Source organism: Variovorax sp. LjRoot290 (genome assembly GCF_964253985.1).
GTDB lineage: Bacteria > Pseudomonadota > Gammaproteobacteria > Burkholderiales > Burkholderiaceae_C > Variovorax.
Genome location: NZ_CAXURW020000001.1, coordinates 5,815,148 through 5,836,088, shown reverse-complemented (window position 1 = coordinate 5,836,088; position 20,941 = coordinate 5,815,148). Strand labels below are relative to the sequence as shown.

The window sequence follows — 20,941 nt, the reverse complement described above, 5'->3', positions numbered from 1 at the left end:
CTACTGAATGTGAACCCCTCAGTTCAGACTGGCGAAGCCTTGACCGATAAAATCCCGCGATGAGCTCCCGCCCCGACCTGGCCTCTGCGGCCGAACCCGACGCGATGCTCGCGCGGGCGCGCATTACTTTCGATATCGAAGCAGAAGCCGTGCTCGGCCTCAAGCAGCGCGTGGGCGCGAGCTTCGTCGACGCCGTTCGAAAAATCCTCGAAGTGCGGGGCCGCGTGGTCGTCATGGGCATGGGCAAGAGCGGCCATGTCGGCCGCAAGATCGCGGCCACGCTCGCCTCGACCGGCACGCCGGCGATGTTCGTGCATCCGGCGGAAGCGAGCCACGGCGATCTCGGTATGATCAAGGCGGTCGACCTCGTGCTCGCGATTTCGAACAGCGGCGAAGTCGAGGAGCTCACCACCATCCTGCCCGTGGTCAAGCGCCAAGGCGTGCCGCTGATCGCGATCACCGGACGGGCCGACTCGACGCTGGCGCGCCATGCCGACATCGTGCTCGACAGTGGTGTCGAGAAAGAGGCTTGCCCGCTCAATCTGGCGCCCACCGCCAGCACCACCGCGCAGATGGCGCTCGGTGACGCGCTCGCCGTCGCCTTGCTCGATGCGCGCGGCTTCGGCACCGAAGACTTCGCCCGTTCGCATCCGGGCGGCGCGCTCGGCCGCAAGCTGCTCACCCACGTGGGCGACGTCATGCGCTCCGGCGACGACGTGCCGCGCGTCGGGCCCGGCGCCAGCCTCAGCGAGATCATGCGCGAGATGAGTTCCAAGGGCCTCGGCGCGACGGCCGTGGTCGATCCCGATGGCCGCGCGATCGGCATCTTCACCGACGGCGATCTGCGCCGGCAGGTCGAGACCGGCGCGGACCTGCGCGCCATGACCGCGGCCGATGTGATGCATCGGGGCCCGCGCACGCTGCGTGCCGATGCGCTGGCGGCCGAGGCGGCCGAGCTGATGGAGCAGCACCGCATCACGAGCGTGCTGGTGGTCGACGCCGGCGGCATTCTGATCGGCGCGCTCAGCATCAACGACCTGATGCGCGCGAAAGTCATTTGATGGCGCTCGAATTCAAGGCGGAGGCCTTGCTCGCCGCGCAGGACATCCGCGTCGCCTTCTTCGACGTCGACGGCGTGCTGACCGACGGCGGCGTCTACTTCAGCGAGCAGGGCGAAACCCTCAAGCGCTTCAGCATCCTCGACGGTTACGGCCTCAAGCTGCTGCGTGCCGCGGGCATCACGCCGGCGGTGATCACGGGGCGCGACTCGAAGCCGCTGCGCGTGCGCCTGCAGGCGCTGGGCATCGAGCACGTGCGCTACGGCACCGAAAACAAGCTGCCGGCCGCCGAGGCCATGCTCGCAGCGCTGGGCCTCGACTGGATGCAGACCGCCGCTATCGGCGACGACTGGCCCGACCTGCCCGTGCTGACCCGCGCCGCATTCGCCGCCGCGCCTGCCAACGCCCATGCCGAGGTGCGCGCCATCGCGCACCACGTGACCGCGGCGCGCGGCGGCGAAGGTGCGGCGCGCGAATTCTGCGACCTGCTGCTCACGGCGGGCGGCCACTACCGGCGGCTGCTGGACGGCGCACGGGGCCCGGCGGCATGAAGGCGAAGGTAGTCTGGAATCTGCTGCGGGACGGCTTCGATCGCCTCACCATCTACCTGCCGATCATCCTGACGGCCACGCTGGCTCTGGGTACCTATTGGCTGGTGCGCAACGCGCCGAAGCTGCTCGAGCCGGCGGCCAAGGAGGCGCCCAAGCACGAGCCCGACTTTTTCATGCGCGGCTTCGTGATCAAGAATTTCCTGCCGAACGGCGAATTGCGCAGCGAGCTGTTCGGCACCGAAGGCCGACACTATCCGGACAACGACACGATGGAGGTGGACCAGGTCCGGCTGCGCTCCGTTTCCCCCGAGGGACTGACGACCCGAGCGACCGCCAACCGTGGCTTGTCGAACGGCGACGGCAGCGAGATCCAGCTCTTCGGCAATGCGATCGTGGTGCGCGAGGCTGCCGTCTCGGCCGGCGGCAAGCCCATACCGCGCCTGGAATTCCGCGGCGAATTCCTGCACGCCTTCCTGGACACGGAGCGCGTCAAGTCGCACAAGCCGGTCACCCTGATACGCGGTGCCGACCAGTTCACGGCCGACTCGCTGGACTACGACAACCTGACGGGCGTCGCCAACCTGCAGGGCCGCGTGCGAGGCCTGCTGATGCCTTCGGCGGCAGCGCCCGGGGCGAAGCATTGACGCGGCTGGCTTTCATCACCGGTGCGTCGAGCGGCATCGGCCAGGCGCTGGCCGCGCGCTTCTACCAAGCTGGCTATAGCCTCGCGCTGGTGGCGCGGCGCACGGCCGAGATCGAAACCTGGGCCGGCTCCGCCAAGATCGATGCCCAGCGCTACCGGATCTACGGTGCAGACGTCGCGTGCACCGACAGCATCGTCGCAGCGGGCGCTGCCTGCATCGCGCACCAAGGTGTCCCGGATGTGGTGATCGCGAATGCCGGCATCAGTGTGGGCATCGACACCGAGGACCGCGGCGATCTCGACGTGCTCGCGCAGACATTTGCGATCAACAACGTCGGCCTGGCCGCGACCTTCCATCCCTTCATTGCCGCGATGAGGGCGCGCGGCAGCGGCCGGCTGGTCGGCATCGGCAGCGTCGCGTCGATTCGCGGCCTCCCCGGCCACGGCGCGTACTGCGCCAGCAAGGCGGGTGTGGTGGCCTACTGCGAGAGTTTGCGCGGTGAGCTGCGCGCCGGCGGCGTCAAGGTCGTCACCCTTTGCCCTGGCTACGTCGACACCCCGCTGACGCAAGGCAATCGCTACGGCATGCCCTTTCTGATGCGAGCCGACGACTTCGCCGATCGGGCCTTTCGTGCGATCGAGGCCGGCGCCAGCTACCGGGTGATTCCGTGGCAGATGGGTGTGGTCGCCAAGCTCATGCGCCTGCTGCCCAACGCCTTGTTCGACCGCGCGGTGCAGGGGCGCGGGCGCAAAAAGCGGCGTGGCGAATGAGCCTGGAGCTGTCTGTCGCATCACCATCAAAAAAGGCTCCCGAGGGAGCCTTTCTTCTGCTGCTTGTGGGGCGCGGAATTCAGTAGCCGCTGTTGCCACCGTTGCCGCCGCCACCACCGCCCCCGCCGTAGCCGCCGCGACCACCGCCGCGCGGACCGGCGCCGTACGGGCTGCGGAAACCGCCATCGCCGCCGCCACCACCACCACCGCTGCGGCCACCGCCGCCGTAACCACCGCCGCCGCCGCCGTAACCGCCACCACCGCTGCGACCGCCGCCACCACCACCGTAGCCGCCACCGCCGCCGCCATATCCGCCGCCACCACCACCGCCGTAGCCGCCGCTGCGCGGCGGACGGGCTTCCATCGGACGCGCTTCGTTCACGACGACGCTGCGGCCGCCCATGTCCTGGCCGTTCATGCCCTTGATGGCCGCTTGCGCTTCTGCATCGCTGCCCATTTCAACAAATCCGAAGCCCTTGGAACGCGGGGGGCTGGAGTCGCGCTCCATCATGACCTTGGCGCTTGCCACGGTGCCGAACTGGCTGAAGGCGTTGTGGAGATCATCGTCGCGTGCCGAATAAGGCAGGTTACCGACGTACAGTTTGTTGCCCATCAAGGGACTCCTATAAACACATCAAGAAAAGCGATGGAGTCCCGAGAGCACCACCCAAACGAAATCCGTCGAGCCGCGCGAAACTGACCGATCACCGAATCACCGCCCCGAAATCTGAAGGGAGGCTCGTGCATTATGTGTGAAATGCTTCGAGCGCAAGTAGGAATTTGCCCGCAACCGCGCCGCGCTCGAAATTTTTCGAAAGCTAGCGCACGCTTACAAGCATCCTCGGTGCTGCACTACAATCGCGCGGTCATTGGGGAGTAGCCGCCTTCCATCGCGAGAAGGGTTTGCGTCAACAGACTTGTCCTGCCCCGTGCAGGACATGGCGCAGGCAGTGTTCCACCTGGCGAGACCTTTGACCGTGCAACTTCGGATATGGCCGAAGGCGTTGCACGGTCAATTGCGTCCTCGTCCTTCGGCCCAAGGAACCCCTTTCTCGTGGAAGCTTTTCTCGTTGCGACCGGCGTGGTCGCGCTCGCCGAAATGGGCGACAAGACCCAATTGCTCTCGCTCGTGCTCGCCGCACGGTTCCGCAGGCCCTGGCCGATCGTGCTGGGGATCTTCACCGCGACCGTGCTGAACCACGCACTCGCGGGCGCGGTGGGCAACTGGGTCACGCACACGCTCGGGCCCGATGTGCTGCGCTGGATTCTGGGCGGCTCTTTCATCGCGATGGCGCTCTGGATGCTGATCCCCGACAAGCTCGACGAGGACGATATGCCGAAGGCTTCGCACTTCGGCGTGTTCGGCACCACCGTGACGGCCTTCTTTCTCGCCGAGATGGGCGACAAGACGCAGATCGCGACCGTCATGCTCGCCGCGCGTTACGTGAGCGCCTATGTCTGGGTGGTTCTGGGCACCACGTTCGGCATGATGCTGGCGAATGCGCCGGTCGTATGGCTCGGCGAGCGCATCGTGAAGCGCGTGCCGATCCGCCTGGTTCACGGCGTCTCCGCCGTGCTGTTCCTCATGCTCGGCGCTGCCGCGTTGATAGGCTGGGGCTGAGCCGCATATACTCGTCGGACGCGCCGATTTGCTCCAGCTTGCGGGCGCTTAACAAATGCAGCTAAAGACGGATGCCGGACCCGGCTCGTTTTTGGCGAGGCCGGGTCTTTTTCATTCATGTCGTTGGTCGTCTCCTCGCAATCGATGCCGTTCGCAGGCCCGCTGCCTCTCAGCAGCGGCGCATCGATTGCCAACTACATCTTGGCCTACGAAACCTACGGCACGCTCAATGCCGAGCGCAGCAACGCGGTGCTCGTCTGCCATGCGCTGAACGCTTCGCACCATGTCGCGGGCGTCTACGCGGGCCAGGATAAATCCGAGGGCTGGTGGGACAACATGATCGGCCCCGGCAAGCCGGTCGACACCGACCGCTTCTTCGTGATCGGCATCAACAACCTCGGCTCCTGCTTCGGCTCCACCGGGCCGATGCATGTCAACCCTGCGACCGGGCGTGTCTATGGCGCCGATTTCCCGGTGGTCACGGTCGAGGACTGGGTGCGCGCGCAGGCTGCACTGCTCGATGCGCTCGGCATTCGGACGCTCGCTGCGGTGATGGGCGGCAGCCTCGGCGGCATGCAGGCGCTGTCGTGGGCGCTGCAATATCCCGAGCGCGTGCGCCATGCGGTGGTGATCGCCAGCGCGCCCAGCCTGACGGCGCAGAACATCGCGTTCAACGAAGTCGCGCGCCGCGCGATCGTGACTGACCCCGACTTCAACGGCGGTCACTTCTACGAGCATGGGGTGATCCCCAAGCGCGGCCTGCGCATCGCCCGCATGATCGGTCACATCACCTACCAGAGCGACGACCTCATGAACGAGAAGTTCGGTCGCGCGCTGCGCAGTGCGGTCGAGGGCGAAGTGTCGAGCGCGGACTTTCTCTACTCGACCCAGGAGGTCGAGTTCCAGATCGAAAGCTACCTGCGCTACAACGGCGACAAGTTCAGCGAGTACTTCGACGCCAACACCTACCTCCTGATCACGCGCGCGCTCGACTACTTCGATCCTGCGCGTGCGTATGGCGGCGATCTGCGCGCCGCGCTGGCGCAGGCCACGGCCAAGTTCCTGCTCGTGAGCTTCAGCACCGACTGGCGCTTCGCGCCGGCACGCAGCCGCGAGATCGTGAAGGCCCTGCTCGACAACCGCCGCAACGTGAGCTACGCGGAAATCGATGCGCCGCACGGACACGACGCCTTCCTGCTCGACGACGTGCGCTACATGAGCGTGGTGCGCTCCTACTTCGAGCGCATCGCGAAAGAGGGAGCGGCCGCATGAGCCGCCGGGCCGTTCCCAAGGCGAATACCGCAGCGCGCAGCGCGGAGGTTTTCCAATGAGCGATCTGGACACCCAGCGCGTGATCGCCCGGCTCGTCCCCGAGGGCTCGCGAGTGCTCGACCTCGGCTGCGGCGACGGCGCGCTGCTCGACCTGCTGCAGCGCGAACGCGGCTGCAGCGGCTACGGCGTGGAGATCGCCGACGGCAACGTGCTGCAATGCATACGGCACGGCGTCGACGTGATCCAGCTCAACCTCGACGAAGGCCTCGCGATGTTCGACGACGCCTCCTTCGACGTCGTGCTCCAGATCGATACGCTGCAACACCTTCGCAATGCCGAAGTGATGCTGCGCGAAACCGCGCGCGTCGGGCGCATCGGCATCGTCGCCTTCCCCAACTTCGCGCACTGGCCGAACCGCATCAGCATCGCCCGCGGCCGCATGCCGGTCACGCGACGCCTGCCTTACCAGTGGTACGACACGCCCAACATCCGCGTCGGTACCTTCAAGGATTTCGAGGTGCTCGCGCGCAAGAACCGGCTGCGGGTGCTCGATGCCTTTGGCCTGCAGGAGGGCGCCGAGGTGCGCTGGCTGCCGAATGCGCGCGCCAGCACGGCGGTCTTCAAGTTCGAACGCGAACGCTAGCGGGCGAACGATGCCCTTCACGCTCGCCGCGCCGCAGCACAGCGAGCTGCTCGTCAAGAAGAGCCGCTTCATCGGCTGCGTCCAGCCGGTCGCCGATCGTGCCGCGGCGCAGGCGGTCGTCGATGCACTGCGCAGCGCGCATCCCGGCGCGACCCATGTTTGCTGGGCACTGATGGCCGGAGGGCAATCCGCGGCCAACGACGACGGCGAGCCCGGTGGCACCGCCGGCCGGCCGATGCTGGAAGTGCTGCGACATCACGAACTCGAAGGTGTGCTCGCGACGGTCGTTCGCTACTTCGGCGGCATCAAGCTCGGCGCGGGCGGGCTGGTGCGTGCCTACACCGACAGCATCGCGCAGGCGCTCGCCGGTGCAGTGCTGGTGCCGCTGGTGCGCCAGTGCGGCTTGCAGTGCGCCGTGCCGTACGCGCTCGAAGGCGCGCTGCGCCGCGAGATCGCGGCGGCCGGCGCCACGCTGGTCGAAGTTCGCCACGACAGCATGGTGCACTTCTCGCTCACGCTGCCCGAGCCCCAAGCCGCCGGCTTCATCGCCAGGGTCGACGATGCTGCGCAAGGGCGCGCCGTCTGGCAGCGGGCGATCACGCCATAGAAGTTCGTCGCGCGAGGATGACGACCGTCACGCTCGTGACAATCACGGCGATCAAGATCAGGTCGAACAGCCGTCCTGCGCGCGATTCAGAGTCTGAAGTGAGGAGCGCTGACATTGTCGAGGCGCCCTTCACGCAGACGAAAGTTCCCAACGACGCGTGTTCGAGACGTATTCAGTTACGCTTCTTGCGCAATGAAGTGCGAAGCGCCGTAAGCGCCTTCTTACGATAGCCCTTTTGAGGAGCTCCCCATTGGCCACACAGTCCCCCTTCTTCGGCAAGCGTGATCGCGACGCCGACTCCCTCCCCTCCCGTCCCGCGCCGCTGATGGGTTCCGGCACCAACCTTTCGGGCACGCCGGTCAATCCTTCGAACCTGTCGGCCCAAGCGGCCAATGCGGCAGCGAGCACCGCCAAGGAAGGCGGAAGCAAGCTCACCGTCGGCCCCAACATCAAGCTCAAGGGTGTCGAGATCACCGACTGCGACACGCTCGTGGTCGAAGGCCTGGTCGAAGCGACGATGGATTCGCGTGTCATGCAGATCGCCGAACAAGGCGCGTTCAAGGGCTCGGCCGAAATCGACATCGCCGAGATTCGCGGCCTCTTCGACGGCAATCTCACCGTGCGCGAGAAGCTCGTCATTCATTCCACCGGCAAGGTCACCGGCAAGATCCGCTACGGCAAGATCGTGGTCGAAGAAGGCGGCCAGCTGTCCGGCGAGATCAGCTTCGGCGCATCCGCCGGCAGCAGCAGCAGCAGTGCCAAGCCGGCACTGCAAGCCGCCGCCTGACGCGACTTCAGTTCAGCCCAGGCGCTGAATCAAGGCACCTGCTGCGGCCGGTGCCTTTTCTTTTGCGCCGTTGATGAAGTAGATGAACACGTCGCGCGCCGCGGCAGCCTTCGGCGCGGCCTTCTCGACGCGCGGCAACGCAGCCGGTGAACCGCCCTCGGCCCAGGTCTTGGCTGCCTCGGCCCATGCATCGAGCGCCTTCGGTGCATAGCCGCTTTTCAGTTTGGCGTCGCTCATCATCAGGCGCGCATAGACGAACTCGCCGGTCAGGTCGGCGAAGGACGGAAACTTGTCGGCGTCGGTGAAGACCGTCGCGGCCTCGTACTTGCGCGCGAGCGCCAGGTACTCCGGCGTCATGAAGCTCTCGTGCCGGACATCGAGCACGTGGTGCAGCGTGCGGCTGCCCTCCTTCTTCGGAAGCAGCGCGAGAAAGCCCTCGAAGTCCTCCGCATCGAAAGCCTTGGTGGGCATGAACTGCCAGACGATCGGCCCCAGCTTGTTGCCCAGTTCGGCGATGCCGCTCTCGACGAAACGCGCGATCGACTCGCCGGCCGCCGACAGCTGCTTGCGGTTGGTCGCGAAGCGCGATGCCTTGAGCGAGAACATGAAATCGTCGGGCGTCTCGTCATGCCACTTCTTGAAGGTCGGCGGCTTGAAGCTGCTGTAGTAGGTGCCGTTGACTTCGATCGCCGTGAGCTGCCGGCTGGCGTAGCTCAACTCCTGGCTCTGCGGCAGCCCGGCGGGATAGAAATTGTTGCGCCAGGGCTCGTAGGTCCAACCTCCGATGCCGACGCGGATGCGCTTGTTCGTACTGCTCAAGATCTCGCCTTTCGAAAAAGCTGCCACTCTGAAGCAGCGGCGAGATTAGCCCAAGGCCTGCGGGTTTGGCGAGCTGCGCCCATAATTCGCCACTCCCCTTCTCACACGCGGAGACCCCATGAACGCTCCCCTGCACCGCGAAATGCCCTCTGGCCTGCTCGATGCCGAGCGCGCCTTGTCAGATGTCTCGTCCAAGTGGGACCAGGACATCCTCAGGCAACTCACCGGCTACATCGCGATTCCGGCCAAGTCGCCCGGCTTCGACAAGGACTGGGTGCAGAACGGCTATCTCGAAACCGTTCTTCAGAACGCGGCCAGATGGGTCGAGGCGCAAAAAGTCGAGGGCCTGAAGTTCGAGATCGTGCGACTCGAAGGCCGCACCCCGGTGCTCTTCTTCGAAGTGCCGGCCACCGGCACCGAGATGAAGGAAACCGTGCTGATGTACGGCCACCTCGACAAGCAGCCCGAGTTCACCGGCTGGCGCAACGACCTCGGGCCGTGGACGCCGAAATACGAAGACGGCCTGCTCTACGGCCGCGGCGGCGCCGACGACGGCTACGCGGTGTATGCGAGCGTGGCGGCGCTGCAGGCGCTCAAGGCGCAGGGCGTGGCGCATCCGCGCATCGTGGGCCTGATCGAAACCTGCGAAGAATCCGGCTCCTACGACCTGCTGCCCTACATCGACGCGCTGCGTCCGCGCCTCGGCGAAGTGGGCCTCGTGATCTGCCTCGATTCGGGCGCCGGCAACTACGATCAGCTGTGGCTCACCACCTCGCTGCGCGGCATGGCGAGCGGAACGCTGAAGGTGGAGATCCTGACCGAGGGCGTGCACTCCGGCGATGCCTCCGGCCTCGTGCCCTCGAGCTTCCGCATCATGCGGCAGGTGCTGGACCGCCTCGAAGACAGCAAGACCGGCCGCCTGCTGCCGGAGAGCTTCCATTGCGAGGTGCCGGCCGAAAGGCTCGCGCAGGCGCAGGCCACTGCAGCCATCCTCGGCGACGAGGTCTACAAGCGCTTTCCGTGGGCGCACTACGACTGCGGCGGCGCGACCGCGTTCGCGTTGCCGACCACCAGCGACCCGGTGGAGGCGCTGGTCAACCGCACCTGGAAGCCGACGCTCTCGGTGACGGGTGCCGAAGGCTTCCCGGCATTGAAGGATGCGGGCAACGTGCTGCGTCCTTACACCGCCTTCAAGCTTTCGCTGCGCCTGCCGCCGCTGGTCGATGCCGATCAGGCGGTGCAGCAGCTCAAGACACTGCTCGAAGACAACGCGCCCTACCAGGCCAGGGTCACCTTCGACAGCAACGGCGGCGCCACTGGATGGAACGCGCCCGGCACCGCACCCTGGTTCGAGCGTGCGCTCAATGCCGCGTCGCAGGCGCACTTCGGCGCCAATTGCGGCTACATCGGCCAGGGCGGCACCATCCCGCTCATGAACATGCTGAGCGTCGGCTTCCCGAAGGCGCAGATGATGGTCTGCGGCGTGCTGGGGCCCAAGAGCAATGCGCACGGCCCCAACGAATTCCTGCATGTGCCCTATGCGAAGAAGCTGACCGCGGCGGTGGCCGAGGTGATCGCCGCGCTGCCGGCGGCGCACGCCCTCGCCGCTTGAAGCCGCAGCCCACGCAGAACAGCACGCTGCGCACGCCGGACGGCGAAACGTTGGCCGTCCACGAGTGGCCGCTGCCCTCCGACCTTCCTGCAAAGGCCATCGTCCTGCTGGTGCACGGCATCGGCGAGCATGCGGGCCGTTACCGGCGCGTGGCCGAGCGGCTCAACGACTGGGGCTTCGCGGCGCGTGCCGCCGACCACCACGGCCACGGCGCATCGAGCGGCCCACGCGGCGGCTTGCCCAGCGTGATGCGGCTGGTCGACGATCTCGCGCTCGTGGTCGACGACACGCGGCGCAGCCATCCCGGCCTGCCGCTGGTGCTGCTGGGCCATAGCCTCGGTGGATTGGTCGCCGCAAGCTTCGTGGCGCGGGCGGTCCGCAAGGTCGATGCGCTGGTGCTTTCATCGCCGGGGCTGGATCCGGGCCTCGGCGCATTCCAGAAATTCCTGATCGCGCTGCTGTCGCGCGTGGCGCCCGATCTGCGCGTGGGCAACGGGCTCGACGACCACTACCTCTCGCACGACCCGGCCGTGGTGCAGGCCTACCGCGACGATCCGCTGTGCCACGATCGCATCGGCGCCCGGCTCGCGCGCTTTCTGGCCGACGAAGGTACGGTCGTTCAGGCGGCCGCGCCGCGATGGCAGGTGCCGACGCTCCTGATCTACGCGGGCGACGATCGCCTCGTGAAGCCTGCGGCCAGCCGCGCCTTCGCGGCCGCCGCGCCGGCTTTGGTGCTCAGCGCCACCTGCTTTCCGGCGCTCTATCACGAGATCTTCAACGAGCGCGATGCGACGCCGGTGTTCGAGACGCTGGAGCGCTGGCTCGGCGAGCGCTTCCCGTCTGCCTAGACGGTCGCCGCCGCGGCTGTACTCCGCTGTCGACGTGCAAGCCACAGCAGCGCCGCACCCGTCAGCACCACCGGCACCAGCGAGCCGAAGTTCAGCAGCCGCCAGCCTTGCGTGGTGACCAGCACGCCCGAGGCGAAGGAGCTCAGTGCCAGTGTCGCGAATATGCAGAAGTTGAGTGCGCCCTGGGCGCGGTCCTTTTCTTCGGCCGTGTAGGCCGACAGGGACAGCGTCGTGCTTCCGGTGAAGAGGAAGTTCCAGCCCACGCCGAGCATGAACAGCGCGATCAGGAACTGATGCAGATCCACGCCCGAGAGTGCCACTGCGATGCAGCCGAGGTTCAGCGCGAGCCCCACGCCCATCACGGGCAGCGCGCCGAAGCGGCGGATCAGGTGGCCGGTGAAGAAGCCCGGCGCGAACATGCCGATCACGTGCCATTCGAGCACCAGCGCGATGTCGCCGAAGGGCAGGCTGCAGATCTGCATCGCGATCGGCGTCGCGGCCATCAGCAGGTTCATGACGCCGAAGCCGAGCGCACCCGACACCGCCGCGACGATGAACACCGGCTGGCGCGCGATCTCGGCCAGCGAGCGGCCGCCGGTGGTCGTGCTCTTGGGCGGCGGAGCGGCAAAGTCGATGAAGTGCATCAGGCCCATCGCGAGCAGCGCCACCGCTGCGAGCGCCAGATAGGCGCCCGCGAAGGGCACCGGGAACCAGTCGCGCGTGACGGCCGCGAGGTTCGGGCCCGCCACGGCGCCGAGCAGCCCGCCTGCCATCACCAGCGAGACCGCCTTTTCGCGCCCGTCAGGAGCGGCCAATTCGGCGGCGGCAAAACGGTAGAGGCTGGCGTTCGCGTTGTAGTAGCCGGCCACCACCGTGGCGAAGCACAGCAACCAGAAGTCTTTCCAGACCGCGGCTTGCGCGCACAGCAGAGCCGAGCCCAGCGCCACCGCAAGGCCGATCTGGAACGAGTGGCGCCGCCCGAAGCGCTGCTGCGTGCGCGCCACCAGGCCGGTAGCGAGTGCGCCGCCAACCACGTAGCCCATCACGGGCAGCGTGGCCATCCAGCCGCGCGGTGCGAGCGCCAGGCCCACGAGGCCGTTGATCGCGATGAAGGTGACGTTGTTGGTCAGGAACAAGCCCTGGCAAACGGCGAGCAGCCAGAGATTGCGCTTCATCGAGATCTGTTCAACCCTTCTGCAGCAGGCCGCTCAACGAGGACAGCAGGTCGTCCTGGTTGCCCAGCCCCTCGGCCGGCACCTGGCCCTTCGGCGTGAGCTGATCGATCAGCGTGGGCAGCAGCGTGGCCAGCATCGGCAGCAGCGTCGCCGCGTTGATGCCGAGCTTTTGCGCGATGCTCGAGATCACGTCACTGCCCAGCACGTCCTGCAGCTGCCCGCCCGAGATCGGTGCGTTCTCCCCCTTGCCGACCCAGGAGCCGATCACGTCGCCCATGCCGGCCTGCTCGAACTTCGAGACCAGGCCGCCCAGACCGCCCTGCTCGCCATTGTTGGCGAGCAGCCCGCCGAGCGCACCCGCGAGGCCGCCGAGATCACCGAGTCCGCCGCCCATGCCGCCGCGGCTGCCTATGCTGCCGTCCTGGGCCTGTGGCTGTGCACCGCCGAGCACCTGTCCGAGTACCGAATCGAGCAATCCCATGGTGGGCTCCTGAAGTAATGGGGGAGATGGCCTACTTCGACCGCGGCGCACGCTTCGGCAGCAGGGGCTCGCTCACGCCTTGCACGCCGACCAGCCCCAGCACGGTCGCCAGGGAATTCTGCGCGCCCTTCCACCCGTCTGTCACGTCGATCCATTCGGAGAGCGCGTGAAAGCCGCCGGTCTTGCCGCCGCCGCCGATGATGATGGCCGGGATGCCGAGCGACATCGGCACGTTGGCGTCGGTGCTCGCGCCGCTCAGCAGGGTCTTGTGGCCGAAGGCGCTGTTCGAGCGGATGGCCGCTTCGACGATCGGCGAATCCGAGGGCGTGCGCCCGCCCGGCCGATCGCCGATCATCTTGTTGGACACGGCGAGCGTCGTCACATTCCAACGCTTGTTTTCCTCCGCCACCGCTTCCTCGAACGCGGCCAACACCTTCTTCTCGGTGTCGAGCAGCGCACCCATCTCGTCGGAGCGGATGTCGACCGCCATGCGCGCGTCGGGTGCAATGGTGTTGACCGACGTCCCGCCGCCGACGGTGCCGACGGTGAAGGTGGTCTTCGGAAAGCTGGGCGTCTTGATCTCGGCGATCTTGGCGATCGCGCGGCCCATGCCGTGGATCGCGCTGGGCACCTGGCCGAAGGCGGCATAGCTGTGGCCGCCGGGTCCCTTGAAACTCACTTCGTAGCGATGACTGGCGGTGCCGAGGACCAGCACGGTGCCGTCGGGCGCGGGCTCCACGCCCACCATGCCGTCGATGTCGAGGTGGTCGCGGAAGATGGCCTTCATGCCGCGCAAGTTGCCCAGCTCCTCTTCGCCGACGTTGCCGACGAAGAGCAGGTCGCCCACGGTCTGCACCTTGTTGTCGTTGAGCACCTTGAGCCACGACAGGAGCACCGCGAGGCCGCGCGTGTCGTCCGAGATGCCGGGCGCGTGGAGCTTGCCGTCGCGCTCCTTCACCTTGACGTCGGTGCCGGCGGGAAAGACCGTGTCGAGATGGGCCGAGACCAGGAGCTTGGGGCCGTTGCCCGTGCCCTTGCGCAGGCCCACCACGTTGCCCTCGCTGTCGATGCGCGCATCCGCGAGCCCCAGCGCCTTCATGCGGGCGAGGAAGGCCTCGGCGCGCTTCTGCTCCTTGAAGGGCGGCGCTTCGATTTCGGTGAGCAGCTTGAGGTCCTCGATCGAACGCTCGTGGTCGGCCTTGACCGCATCGAGCAGCTGTTTGACGGCGGGCGCGGCCAGGAGTTGCGTGTAGGCCTGGTCGACGGCCGGCTTCACCTGCGTGGGCGTCGGCGCCACGGCCGTGCCTTGCGCATGGACGGCGCCGGCGGCGCAAAGGGCGGCAAGCAGAACGGGCGCGAGGCGCGACGGAACGGAATGGAGGGAAGACATGCGTTGGCGGCCTTGGGCTCGATGGGGTGATGGGGTGATGGGGTGATGGGGGAAAGGAAGAAATTCTGGTCACTGGCTCGCAAGCAATGCAAGCGCCGCGAGGGCCGCAGTCTCGGCGCGCAGCACGCGCGGCCCGAGCGTGAGCGGTGCGAAGCCGCGCGCGATCGCATCCTGCTCCTCGGCGGCGCTCAGGCCGCCCTCGGGGCCGCTCAGAACGCATGCGCCGCGAAGCGCGGTGACCGACGCCCGCTCGCGGATCTCGCGCATGTCGCAGGTGCCCTCGGCCAGGCTCAGGACGAAGCGCTCCGCATCGTCGATCGGCGGCGTGTCGATCCAGCCGGCCAGGGCGCGCACCGGGTGGATCAGCGGCAAGCGGTTGCGGCCGCATTGTTCGCAGGCGGCGATGGCGATCGCCTCCCAGTGCGCGCGCTTCTTGTCGGCGCGCTCGCCAGCCAGGCGCAGCACGCCATGGGCGGTCATCAGCGGCTGGATGCTCGCCACGCCGAGTTCGGTGGCCTTCTCGACCAGCCAGTCCATGCGCTCGTTGGCCGGCATGCCGATCGCCAGGTGCACGGCGCGCGGCGCCTCCCGCTCGACGGCGATGTGATTGTCGACCTGGACCGTCACTTCGCTGCGGCCCATGCGCTCCACCGTGGCGGCGTACTCGCCGCCGCTGCCGTCGAACAGCGTCAGCGCATCGCCCGGCTGCATGCGCAGCACCTGCACGTGGCGTGCGGCGCCGGGCGGCAGCGCCAGCGCGCTGCCGGCGGCCAGGGTCACGGCGCAATGGAAGCGCGGCGTCACATCCGCCCGTACGCAAAGCCGGTGGCGGCCTGCGTGCCTTCGACCTCGTCGATCACGCGCAAGAGCGGCGTGAGTTCGCGGTAGCGGCCGGCGGTCGCGCGGATGTAGGCGATGAAGCGCGGGGTGTCGGCCAGGTACCTCGGCTTGCCGTCGCGCAGCGTCAGCCGCGCGAAGATGCCGGCGACCTTCAGGTGGCGCTGCAGGCCCATCCACTCGACTGCGCGGTAGAAGGCGCCGAAGTCCTCGTCGACCGGCAGCCCGGCCTTGCGCGCCTGTTCCCAGTAACGCACCGTGATGTCGAGAACGAAGTCTTCGTCCCAGCTCAGGAAGGCATCGCGCATCAGGCTCGCGATGTCGTAGGTGATCGGGCCATGGACCGCGTCCTGGAAATCCAGCACACCCAGCGTGGGGCCACCGGTGATCATCAGATTGCGCGGCATGAAGTCGCGGTGCACGTAGACGCGCGGCGCGGCCAGGTTGTTCTCGACGATCAGCTTGAAGCTGCGTTCGAGGCGCTCCTGCAGCTGGCCTTCCACGCGCAAGCCGCGGTGCCGCGCGATGTACCACTCCGGAAAGAGCGCCAGCTCGCGCTCCAGCAACGCCCGGTCGTAGGGCGGCAGCACGTCGGGCCTGGACGCCAGCTGCCAGCGGATCAGCGCATCGATCGCCTGGGCGTAGAGCGGCCGTGCCGCATCCGCATCGGCCGGGTCGATCACCTCGAGCATGGTCTGCCGGCCGAGGTCGTCGAGCAGCAGGAAGCCCTGGGCCTCGTCCCATTCGAGCACCTGCGGTGCGGTCAGGCCGGCCGCGCGCATCAGCTTGGCGACGTGCACGAACGGGGCGCTGTTCTCCTGGGCAGGGGGCGCGTCCATCACGATCCGCGTCATCGCGGCGTCGCTGGTGTCGATCCTGAAGTAGCGCCGGAAGCTCGCGTCGGCCGAGGCGAGGCGCACGGTCGCGGGCAACAGCCGATGCCGCTCTGCGATGTGTTCAAGCCATTGCGCGAAAGCCTTGGCGCGCTCCGGATCGCTCCAGCTGAACGGGTAGGAAGGCGTCGCGGCGCCGCTGGCCGGGGGCGGGGAAGCTGTCATGGATAATCGATTCTACAAATCCGCCCGGCGCGGACCTCCGCAACCCGCCAGCCGCTGGCGCCAATTCCCCGAAGACCTCTCCGTTCCGTACCGATGCCTGACCTGACCCGAGCTGCCTGGCGCCGGTGCCGCCCGCCTTTGCCGCTGGCCGTGCTGTCGCTGGCACTGCTGCAAGCGCACGGCGCGTCGGCACAGGACGCCGGTCTGGACGCGCCGCTCACTCTCAAGCGCACCCCGCAACTCGTCGAGACCATCCCGCAGGCGCAGCGCGGCCAATTGCCGAGCTTTGTCGACGGCGACCGCATTTCCGGGCGGCCCGATCTCGAAACGGTGGTCGAAGGCAACGCCTCCCTGCGCCGCGGCGAGACCGTGATTCATGCCGACCGGCTCGAGTACTACCAGCCCGACGACCTCGCCAAGGCGCGCGGCAACGTCCGCGTCAACCAGGCCGGCAACGTCTACGAGGGGCCCGAACTGGAGCTCAAGCTCGAGACCTTCGAAGGCTTCTTCAACAACGTGCGCTATCGCTTCCTGGCGACGGGCGGGGGGGGCGATGCCGAGCGTATCGACTTCGTCGACAGCAATATCTCGGTCGCCCGGCGCGCCACTTACACCACCTGCCGGCGCGAAGACTATCCTGGCTGGATGCCTGCCTGGCTGCTGAGCGCCGCGACCCTCACGACCGACACCGAAGAGAACGTCGGCGTCGCCACCGATGCGCGCCTGAGCTTCATGGGCATCAGCACCCCGCCCTTTCCGTCGCTGAGCTTTCCGCTCGGCAACGACCGCAAGAGCGGCTGGCTGCCGCCGACCATCGGCATCGACAGCGTGAACGGTGTCGACATTACAGCGCCGTACTACTGGAACATCGCGCCCAATCGCGACGCGACCTTCTACCCGAACCTGATGAGCAAGCGCGGCGTGAATCTCGGCACCGAGTTCCGCTACCTCGAGGAGAAGTACAGCGGCGAGGCCCGCGTCGACTACATGCCGACCGACAGCCTGCGCAACCGCAAGCGCTGGGGCATCTGGACGCACCACCAGCAGACCTTCGATGCCAAGTCCTACGGCCTGGACTCGCTGGGCGCCACGATCAACTTCAACCGCGTGAGCGACGACGATTACTGGCGCGACTTCACGCGCACACCCTCGCTGACGCAGCGCCTGCTGTCCAACGATGCCTCGCTCAACTGGAGCAAGGGCGACTGGAGCGGCGCCGCACGCACGCTGAGCTACCAGACGCTGCAGTACGCGCCCTCGCCCATCCTCCCGCCCTACGACCGGCTGCCGCAAATCACTGCCAACTACAACAAGTACGACTGGCACGGTTTCGATTTCTCGCTCAACACCGACTACACGCGCTTCCGCGCCGACCCGGTGCAGCAGGGCCAGCCCAACGGCGAGCGCGTCTTTGCGCTGGCGTCGCTGAGTCGGCCCTTTCTCACGCCCGGCACCTTCGTCATCCCGAAGGTGCAGCTGCATACGACCTCCTACCAGTTCGAGGCACCGCTCGCCAACGGCGCGAGCTCGGCCAGCCGGACGGTGCCGACCTTCAGCCTCGACAGCGGCATGATCTTCGAGCGCGACGCCAACTTCTTCGGCCGCGCGTTCCGCCAGACGCTGGAGCCGCGCGCGTTCTACGTCTACACGCCCTACCGTGACCAGAGCCTGCTGCCGAATTACGACTCGGCGTCCAACGACTTCAACTTCGCGACCGTCTACACCGAGAACGCGTTTTCCGGCAACGACCGCATCTCGGACAGCAACCTGCTCACGCTGGGCGTGACGACGCGCCTGATCGATCCCGAAAGCGGCGCCGAAGCCGCGCGCTTCGGCATTGCCCAGCGCCTGCGCTTCAGCGACCAGCGCGTCACGCTGCCCAATACCACCGCCGTGACCGACCGGCTCAGCGACGTGCTGCTCGGTGCCCAGATCAACTGGACGCCGAAATGGAGCGTGGACACCACGCTGCAGTACAACCCTGACGACCACAAGTCGACGCGGACGGCGATCAGCGCGCGCTACAACCCCGGCTCGTACCGCAACATCAGCGCGGCCTACCGCTACCAGGCGAACAGCACGCCGACCGCGACGGACGGCAACAAGTCGATCGACGTGAGCTGGCAGTGGCCACTGAACGACCTGTGGGGCGACAAGGGCCAAGACCTCGGTCCGGGCCGCGGCCAGGGCGGCGGGCGCTGGTACGCCGTCGGCCGTCTCAACTACAGTCTGCAGGACCGCAAGCTCACCGACGGCGTGCTCGGCTTCGAATACGACGGCTGCTGCTGGATCGGACGCGTGGTGCTGGAACGCATCAGCACTGGCCAAATCACGGCCGCGACGCGCATCATGTTCCAGCTGGAGTTCGTCGGATTCGCCGCCATCGGTTCGAGCCCGAAGCGCACGCTGACACAGAACATCCAGCGCTACCAGCCCCTGCGTCAACCGGTGGCTGCACCGAGCCGCTTCACCAATTACGACTGAGCTTCTTGCCATGAACCACATCCGCTCCATCCTCACCCTGGCGTGCCTCGCAACGCTGGCCGCGGCGGCCGGCGCGCAAGGACAAGGGCAGCGCCCCGGCCTCGGCATCACGGACATCATGCGCGCAGGTCCGCGCCTCGCACCGGCGCCCGCCGCACCGCGCACCGCCCCGCCGGCAGCGCCGGCAGCGCCGGTGCAGCGCTCGGCCGAATACATCGTGGCGTTGGTCAATTCGGAGCCCATCACCAACACCGAAGTGCAGACGCGGGTCGAGCGAATCCTGAAGGAAAACGCCGAGGCGCAGCGCGTGCCGCGCGCCGAGCTCACGCGCCTGGTGCTCGAACGGCTCATCGCCGAACGCGCCCAGCTGCAACAGGCCAAGGAAGCCGGCATCAAGGTCGACGAACTCGCGATCGACCAGGCCGAACAGACGGTGGCGCGCCAGAACCAGATGAGCCTGGTCGAGCTGCGCAGCCGCGTCGCGGCCGAGGGCATCTCGCCGCAGACCTTCCGCAACGACCTGCGTGACCAGCTCCTGCTCACGCGCCTGCGCGACCGCGAGGTCGAGGCCAAGGTCAAGGTCAGCGATATCGAGGTCGACCAGTTCATCCGCGACCAGCGGACCTCCCCCAATGCCGCGACGCAGAACATCAATATCGCCCAGGTACTGGTCGCCGTGCCCGAGAGCGCGAGCGACGCGCAAGTCGCTTCGCTGCAGCAGCGTGCGCAGGGCGTCGCGCAGCGTGCCCGCGCCGGTGAAGACTTCGCCAAGCTCGCGCAGGAATTCTCCGATTCGCCGGATCGCGCCGTCGGCGGTGCGTTGGGCATGCGCAGCGCCGACCGCTACCCGAGCCTGTTCGTCGACGCGACGCAATCGACGGCGGTCAACGGCATCGCAGGGCCTATCCGCTCGGGCGCCGGCTTCCACGTGCTCAAGGTGCTGGCCAAGAGCCAGCCCGGCGCCGCCGATGCCGTCGTCACGCAGACCCAGGTGCGCCATATCCTGCTGCGCAGCGATGCCAAGCGCAGCACGGCGCAAGCCGTCGCCCAGCTGGCCGAGTTCAAGGAGCGGATCCAGAAGGGCACCGGCGACTTCGCCGGCCTGGCGCGGGACAACTCGCAGGATGCCAGCGCCAAGGAGGGCGGCGACCTGGGCTGGTCGCGCCCCGGCCAGTTCGTGCCCGAGTTCGAAGAGGCGATGAACCGGCTGGCGCCGGGCCAGGTCAGCGATCCTGTCGTTTCGCGCTTCGGCGTGCACCTGATCCAGGTGGTTGCGCGGCGCGACGCCAAGCTGAGCCAGGCCGAGCAGCGCGAAGCCGCCCGTGCCGTGCTGCGCGAGAAGAAGGTCGAGGAAGCCTTCGAAACCTGGGCGCAGGAAATCCGGGCGCGGGCCTACGTCGAATACCGCGAGCCGCCGCAGTCCTGACGCGGTGACGCCCTGAGGTGAAACACATCGCGCGCAAGCGCTTCGGGCAGCATTTCCTGTCCGACGCGGGCATCATCGACGCGATCGTGCGCGAGATCGCACCTGAGCCGGGCGATGCCATGGTCGAGATCGGGCCGGGCCTCGCGGCGCTCACGCAACCGCTGGTGGAGCGCCTGGGGCGGCTCACAGTGATCGAACTCGACCGCGACCTGGCGCAGCGGCTGCGCGCCCATGGCCAGCTCGAGGTGATCGAGTCCGACGTCCTGAAGGTGGACTTCGCTGCCCTGGCGGCCAGCCTGGTCAAGCCCCCGGCAGCGGCCCTGCGCGTGGTGGGCAATCTGCCCTACAACATCTCGACGCCGATCCTGTTTCATCTGCTGGGCTATGCGCACCTGATTGCCGACCAGCATTTCATGCTGCAGAAGGAAGTCATCGACCGCATGGTCGCGAAGCCGGCCACCTCGGACTACAGCCGCCTCAGCGTGATGCTGCAGTGGCGCTATGCGATGGACAACGTGCTGTTCGTGCCGCCGGAGAGCTTCGAGCCGCCGCCGCGCGTTGACAGCGCGGTGGTGCGCATGGTGCCCTTTGCTGCGCCGCCGCAGGTCGATGCGGCGCGGCTCGGCGAGATCGTGCAGGTCGCTTTCAGCCAGCGCCGCAAGCTGCTGCGCCACACCTTGGGCAAGTGGCTGGAGCAGCACGGCTTTGCCGGCACCTTCGACACGCAGCGTCGCGCCGAGGAGGTCCCAGTGGATGAATACGTTGCGCTCGCACAGGCCGTCCCGCCATGAAAAAAGCCCGTCGAAGACGGGCTTTTTCTTGGCGTGGTGCGGTCAGGCTGCGGCGAGCCAATAGCCG

General features: G+C 67.5%; 21 protein-coding genes and 1 riboswitch. Of the genes, 14 read left to right on the top strand and 7 right to left on the bottom strand.

The annotated features are described in order from the left end of the window. Nucleotides 1-59 precede the first annotated feature (59 nt). Genes ACSQ9A_RS28805 through ACSQ9A_RS28790 form a run of 4 tightly spaced genes read left to right on the top strand, consistent with a single transcriptional unit; the run spans nt 60 to nt 3,023 of the window. Nucleotides 60-1,061, top strand: coding sequence for a KpsF/GutQ family sugar-phosphate isomerase (locus ACSQ9A_RS28805; protein ID WP_093107070.1), 1,002 nt, complete (start codon nt 60-62; stop codon nt 1,059-1,061). After that, complete coding sequence (locus ACSQ9A_RS28800; protein WP_436294837.1) at nt 1,061-1,609, top strand: KdsC family phosphatase; 549 nt, start codon at nt 1,061-1,063, stop codon at nt 1,607-1,609. Before ACSQ9A_RS28805 ends, ACSQ9A_RS28800 begins: the two co-directional genes overlap by 1 nt. Next, nucleotides 1,606-2,253, top strand: coding sequence for an LPS export ABC transporter periplasmic protein LptC (lptC, locus tag ACSQ9A_RS28795; RefSeq protein WP_436306220.1), 648 nt, complete (start codon nt 1,606-1,608; stop codon nt 2,251-2,253). Before ACSQ9A_RS28800 ends, lptC begins: the two co-directional genes overlap by 4 nt. Next, the gene (locus tag ACSQ9A_RS28790; RefSeq protein ID WP_436306219.1) at nt 2,250-3,023 is read left to right on the top strand and encodes an SDR family oxidoreductase; all 774 of its coding nucleotides are present in this window, start codon (nt 2,250-2,252) and stop codon (nt 3,021-3,023) included. Before lptC ends, ACSQ9A_RS28790 begins: the two co-directional genes overlap by 4 nt. Nucleotides 3,024-3,102: 79 nt before the next feature. Here the strand turns inward: ACSQ9A_RS28790 and ACSQ9A_RS28785 are convergent, their stop codons facing one another. After that, nucleotides 3,103-3,636 carry an RNA recognition motif domain-containing protein gene (locus tag ACSQ9A_RS28785; protein ID WP_436306218.1) on the bottom strand — a complete coding sequence of 178 codons (534 nt, stop codon included), beginning with the start codon at nt 3,634-3,636 and terminating at the stop codon, nt 3,103-3,105. 246 nt (nt 3,637-3,882) lie between these two features. Continuing rightward, nucleotides 3,883-4,071: riboswitch (yybP-ykoY riboswitch) on the top strand. 6 nt (nt 4,072-4,077) lie between these two features. Between ACSQ9A_RS28785 and ACSQ9A_RS28780 the strand changes: the two genes are divergently transcribed. The 5 genes from ACSQ9A_RS28780 to ACSQ9A_RS28760 all read left to right on the top strand — a co-directional run bounded on the left by ACSQ9A_RS28780 (nt 4,078) and on the right by ACSQ9A_RS28760 (nt 7,953). Next, nucleotides 4,078-4,644 carry a TMEM165/GDT1 family protein gene (locus ACSQ9A_RS28780; protein ID WP_436306217.1) on the top strand — a complete coding sequence of 189 codons (567 nt, stop codon included), beginning with the start codon at nt 4,078-4,080 and terminating at the stop codon, nt 4,642-4,644. Between the two features lie 117 nt (nt 4,645-4,761). Further along, the gene (gene metX / locus ACSQ9A_RS28775) at nt 4,762-5,916 is read left to right on the top strand and encodes a homoserine O-succinyltransferase MetX (protein ID WP_436294842.1); all 1,155 of its coding nucleotides are present in this window, start codon (nt 4,762-4,764) and stop codon (nt 5,914-5,916) included. Between the two features lie 55 nt (nt 5,917-5,971). Then, nucleotides 5,972-6,559 (top strand): methionine biosynthesis protein MetW, encoded by a 588-nt coding sequence (gene metW, locus ACSQ9A_RS28770; RefSeq protein WP_093107082.1) that lies wholly within the window; start codon nt 5,972-5,974, stop codon nt 6,557-6,559. 10 nt (nt 6,560-6,569) lie between these two features. Continuing rightward, entirely contained in the window at nt 6,570-7,166 is a 597-nt protein-coding gene (locus tag ACSQ9A_RS28765; RefSeq protein WP_436306216.1) for an IMPACT family protein, read from the top strand. Nucleotides 7,167-7,416: 250 nt separating this feature from the next. Beyond that, nucleotides 7,417-7,953 (top strand): bactofilin family protein, encoded by a 537-nt coding sequence (locus ACSQ9A_RS28760; RefSeq protein ID WP_436294844.1) that lies wholly within the window; start codon nt 7,417-7,419, stop codon nt 7,951-7,953. Nucleotides 7,954-7,965: 12 nt separating this feature from the next. On the opposite strand, the gene ACSQ9A_RS28755 is transcribed toward ACSQ9A_RS28760, so the two are convergent. Next, nucleotides 7,966-8,775 carry a DUF72 domain-containing protein gene (locus tag ACSQ9A_RS28755; RefSeq protein WP_436306380.1) on the bottom strand — a complete coding sequence of 270 codons (810 nt, stop codon included), beginning with the start codon at nt 8,773-8,775 and terminating at the stop codon, nt 7,966-7,968. 115 nt (nt 8,776-8,890) lie between these two features. Between ACSQ9A_RS28755 and ACSQ9A_RS28750 the strand changes: the two genes are divergently transcribed. Together ACSQ9A_RS28750 and ACSQ9A_RS28745 are read left to right on the top strand one after the other, a co-directional pair. After that, nucleotides 8,891-10,384, top strand: coding sequence for a M20 family metallopeptidase (locus ACSQ9A_RS28750; RefSeq protein ID WP_436306215.1), 1,494 nt, complete (start codon nt 8,891-8,893; stop codon nt 10,382-10,384). Next, complete coding sequence (locus tag ACSQ9A_RS28745; protein WP_436306214.1) at nt 10,381-11,232, top strand: lysophospholipase; 852 nt, start codon at nt 10,381-10,383, stop codon at nt 11,230-11,232. The genes ACSQ9A_RS28750 and ACSQ9A_RS28745 overlap by 4 nt, the downstream gene beginning before the upstream one ends. Here ACSQ9A_RS28745 and ACSQ9A_RS28740 read toward each other — a convergent pair. From ACSQ9A_RS28740 to ACSQ9A_RS28720, 5 genes are all read right to left on the bottom strand, one after another. Beyond that, nucleotides 11,229-12,407 (bottom strand): MFS transporter, encoded by a 1,179-nt coding sequence (locus tag ACSQ9A_RS28740; RefSeq protein WP_436306213.1) that lies wholly within the window; start codon nt 12,405-12,407, stop codon nt 11,229-11,231. The two genes, ACSQ9A_RS28745 and ACSQ9A_RS28740, sit on opposite strands and share 4 nt — an antisense overlap. Nucleotides 12,408-12,417: 10 nt before the next feature. Continuing rightward, complete coding sequence (locus tag ACSQ9A_RS28735; protein WP_093107094.1) at nt 12,418-12,888, bottom strand: YidB family protein; 471 nt, start codon at nt 12,886-12,888, stop codon at nt 12,418-12,420. Between the two features lie 31 nt (nt 12,889-12,919). Next, a complete protein-coding gene (locus tag ACSQ9A_RS28730) occupies nt 12,920-14,278 on the bottom strand; it encodes a M20/M25/M40 family metallo-hydrolase (RefSeq protein WP_436306212.1) in 1,359 nt (452 codons plus the stop codon). A 69-nt stretch (nt 14,279-14,347) separates the two neighbouring features. Then, nucleotides 14,348-15,082 (bottom strand): 16S rRNA (uracil(1498)-N(3))-methyltransferase, encoded by a 735-nt coding sequence (locus tag ACSQ9A_RS28725; protein WP_436306211.1) that lies wholly within the window; start codon nt 15,080-15,082, stop codon nt 14,348-14,350. Beyond that, complete coding sequence (locus ACSQ9A_RS28720) at nt 15,079-16,173, bottom strand: aminoglycoside phosphotransferase family protein (protein WP_436306210.1); 1,095 nt, start codon at nt 16,171-16,173, stop codon at nt 15,079-15,081. The genes ACSQ9A_RS28725 and ACSQ9A_RS28720 overlap by 4 nt, the downstream gene beginning before the upstream one ends. Nucleotides 16,174-16,266: 93 nt before the next feature. Here ACSQ9A_RS28720 and ACSQ9A_RS28715 point away from each other — a divergent pair, with 93 nt between their 5' ends. Genes ACSQ9A_RS28715 through rsmA form a run of 3 tightly spaced genes read left to right on the top strand, consistent with a single transcriptional unit; the run spans nt 16,267 to nt 20,874 of the window. Continuing rightward, on the top strand, nt 16,267-18,657 hold the full coding sequence (locus ACSQ9A_RS28715; protein WP_436306209.1) for an LPS-assembly protein LptD: 2,391 nt from the start codon (nt 16,267-16,269) through the stop codon (nt 18,655-18,657). A gap of 10 nt (nt 18,658-18,667) precedes the next feature. Further along, nucleotides 18,668-20,083 (top strand): peptidylprolyl isomerase, encoded by a 1,416-nt coding sequence (locus ACSQ9A_RS28710; RefSeq protein WP_436306208.1) that lies wholly within the window; start codon nt 18,668-18,670, stop codon nt 20,081-20,083. Between the two features lie 17 nt (nt 20,084-20,100). Further along, complete coding sequence (rsmA, locus tag ACSQ9A_RS28705) at nt 20,101-20,874, top strand: 16S rRNA (adenine(1518)-N(6)/adenine(1519)-N(6))-dimethyltransferase RsmA (RefSeq protein ID WP_093107105.1); 774 nt, start codon at nt 20,101-20,103, stop codon at nt 20,872-20,874. Nucleotides 20,875-20,941 lie beyond the last annotated feature (67 nt).

Excerpts from the sequence above, each read along its gene's own strand:
- ACSQ9A_RS28785 (WP_436306218.1), bottom strand. The coding sequence starts at position 3,636 with ATGGGCAACAAACTGTACGTCGGTAACCTGCCTTATTCGGCACGCGAC.
- ACSQ9A_RS28800 (WP_436294837.1), top strand. The coding sequence starts at position 1,061 with ATGGCGCTCGAATTCAAGGCGGAGGCCTTGCTCGCCGCGCAGGACATC.
- ACSQ9A_RS28805 (WP_093107070.1), top strand. The coding sequence starts at position 60 with ATGAGCTCCCGCCCCGACCTGGCCTCTGCGGCCGAACCCGACGCGATG.
- ACSQ9A_RS28720 (WP_436306210.1), bottom strand. The coding sequence starts at position 16,173 with ATGACAGCTTCCCCGCCCCCGGCCAGCGGCGCCGCGACGCCTTCCTAC.
- metW (WP_093107082.1), top strand. The coding sequence starts at position 5,972 with ATGAGCGATCTGGACACCCAGCGCGTGATCGCCCGGCTCGTCCCCGAG.
- ACSQ9A_RS28740 (WP_436306213.1), bottom strand. The coding sequence starts at position 12,407 with ATGAAGCGCAATCTCTGGCTGCTCGCCGTTTGCCAGGGCTTGTTCCTG.
- ACSQ9A_RS28730 (WP_436306212.1), bottom strand. The coding sequence starts at position 14,278 with ATGTCTTCCCTCCATTCCGTTCCGTCGCGCCTCGCGCCCGTTCTGCTT.
- ACSQ9A_RS28750 (WP_436306215.1), top strand. The coding sequence starts at position 8,891 with ATGAACGCTCCCCTGCACCGCGAAATGCCCTCTGGCCTGCTCGATGCC.
- metX (WP_436294842.1), top strand. The coding sequence starts at position 4,762 with ATGTCGTTGGTCGTCTCCTCGCAATCGATGCCGTTCGCAGGCCCGCTG.
- ACSQ9A_RS28715 (WP_436306209.1), top strand. The coding sequence starts at position 16,267 with ATGCCTGACCTGACCCGAGCTGCCTGGCGCCGGTGCCGCCCGCCTTTG.
- ACSQ9A_RS28710 (WP_436306208.1), top strand. The coding sequence starts at position 18,668 with ATGAACCACATCCGCTCCATCCTCACCCTGGCGTGCCTCGCAACGCTG.
- ACSQ9A_RS28735 (WP_093107094.1), bottom strand. The coding sequence starts at position 12,888 with ATGGGATTGCTCGATTCGGTACTCGGACAGGTGCTCGGCGGTGCACAG.
- ACSQ9A_RS28765 (WP_436306216.1), top strand. The coding sequence starts at position 6,570 with ATGCCCTTCACGCTCGCCGCGCCGCAGCACAGCGAGCTGCTCGTCAAG.
- lptC (WP_436306220.1), top strand. The coding sequence starts at position 1,606 with ATGAAGGCGAAGGTAGTCTGGAATCTGCTGCGGGACGGCTTCGATCGC.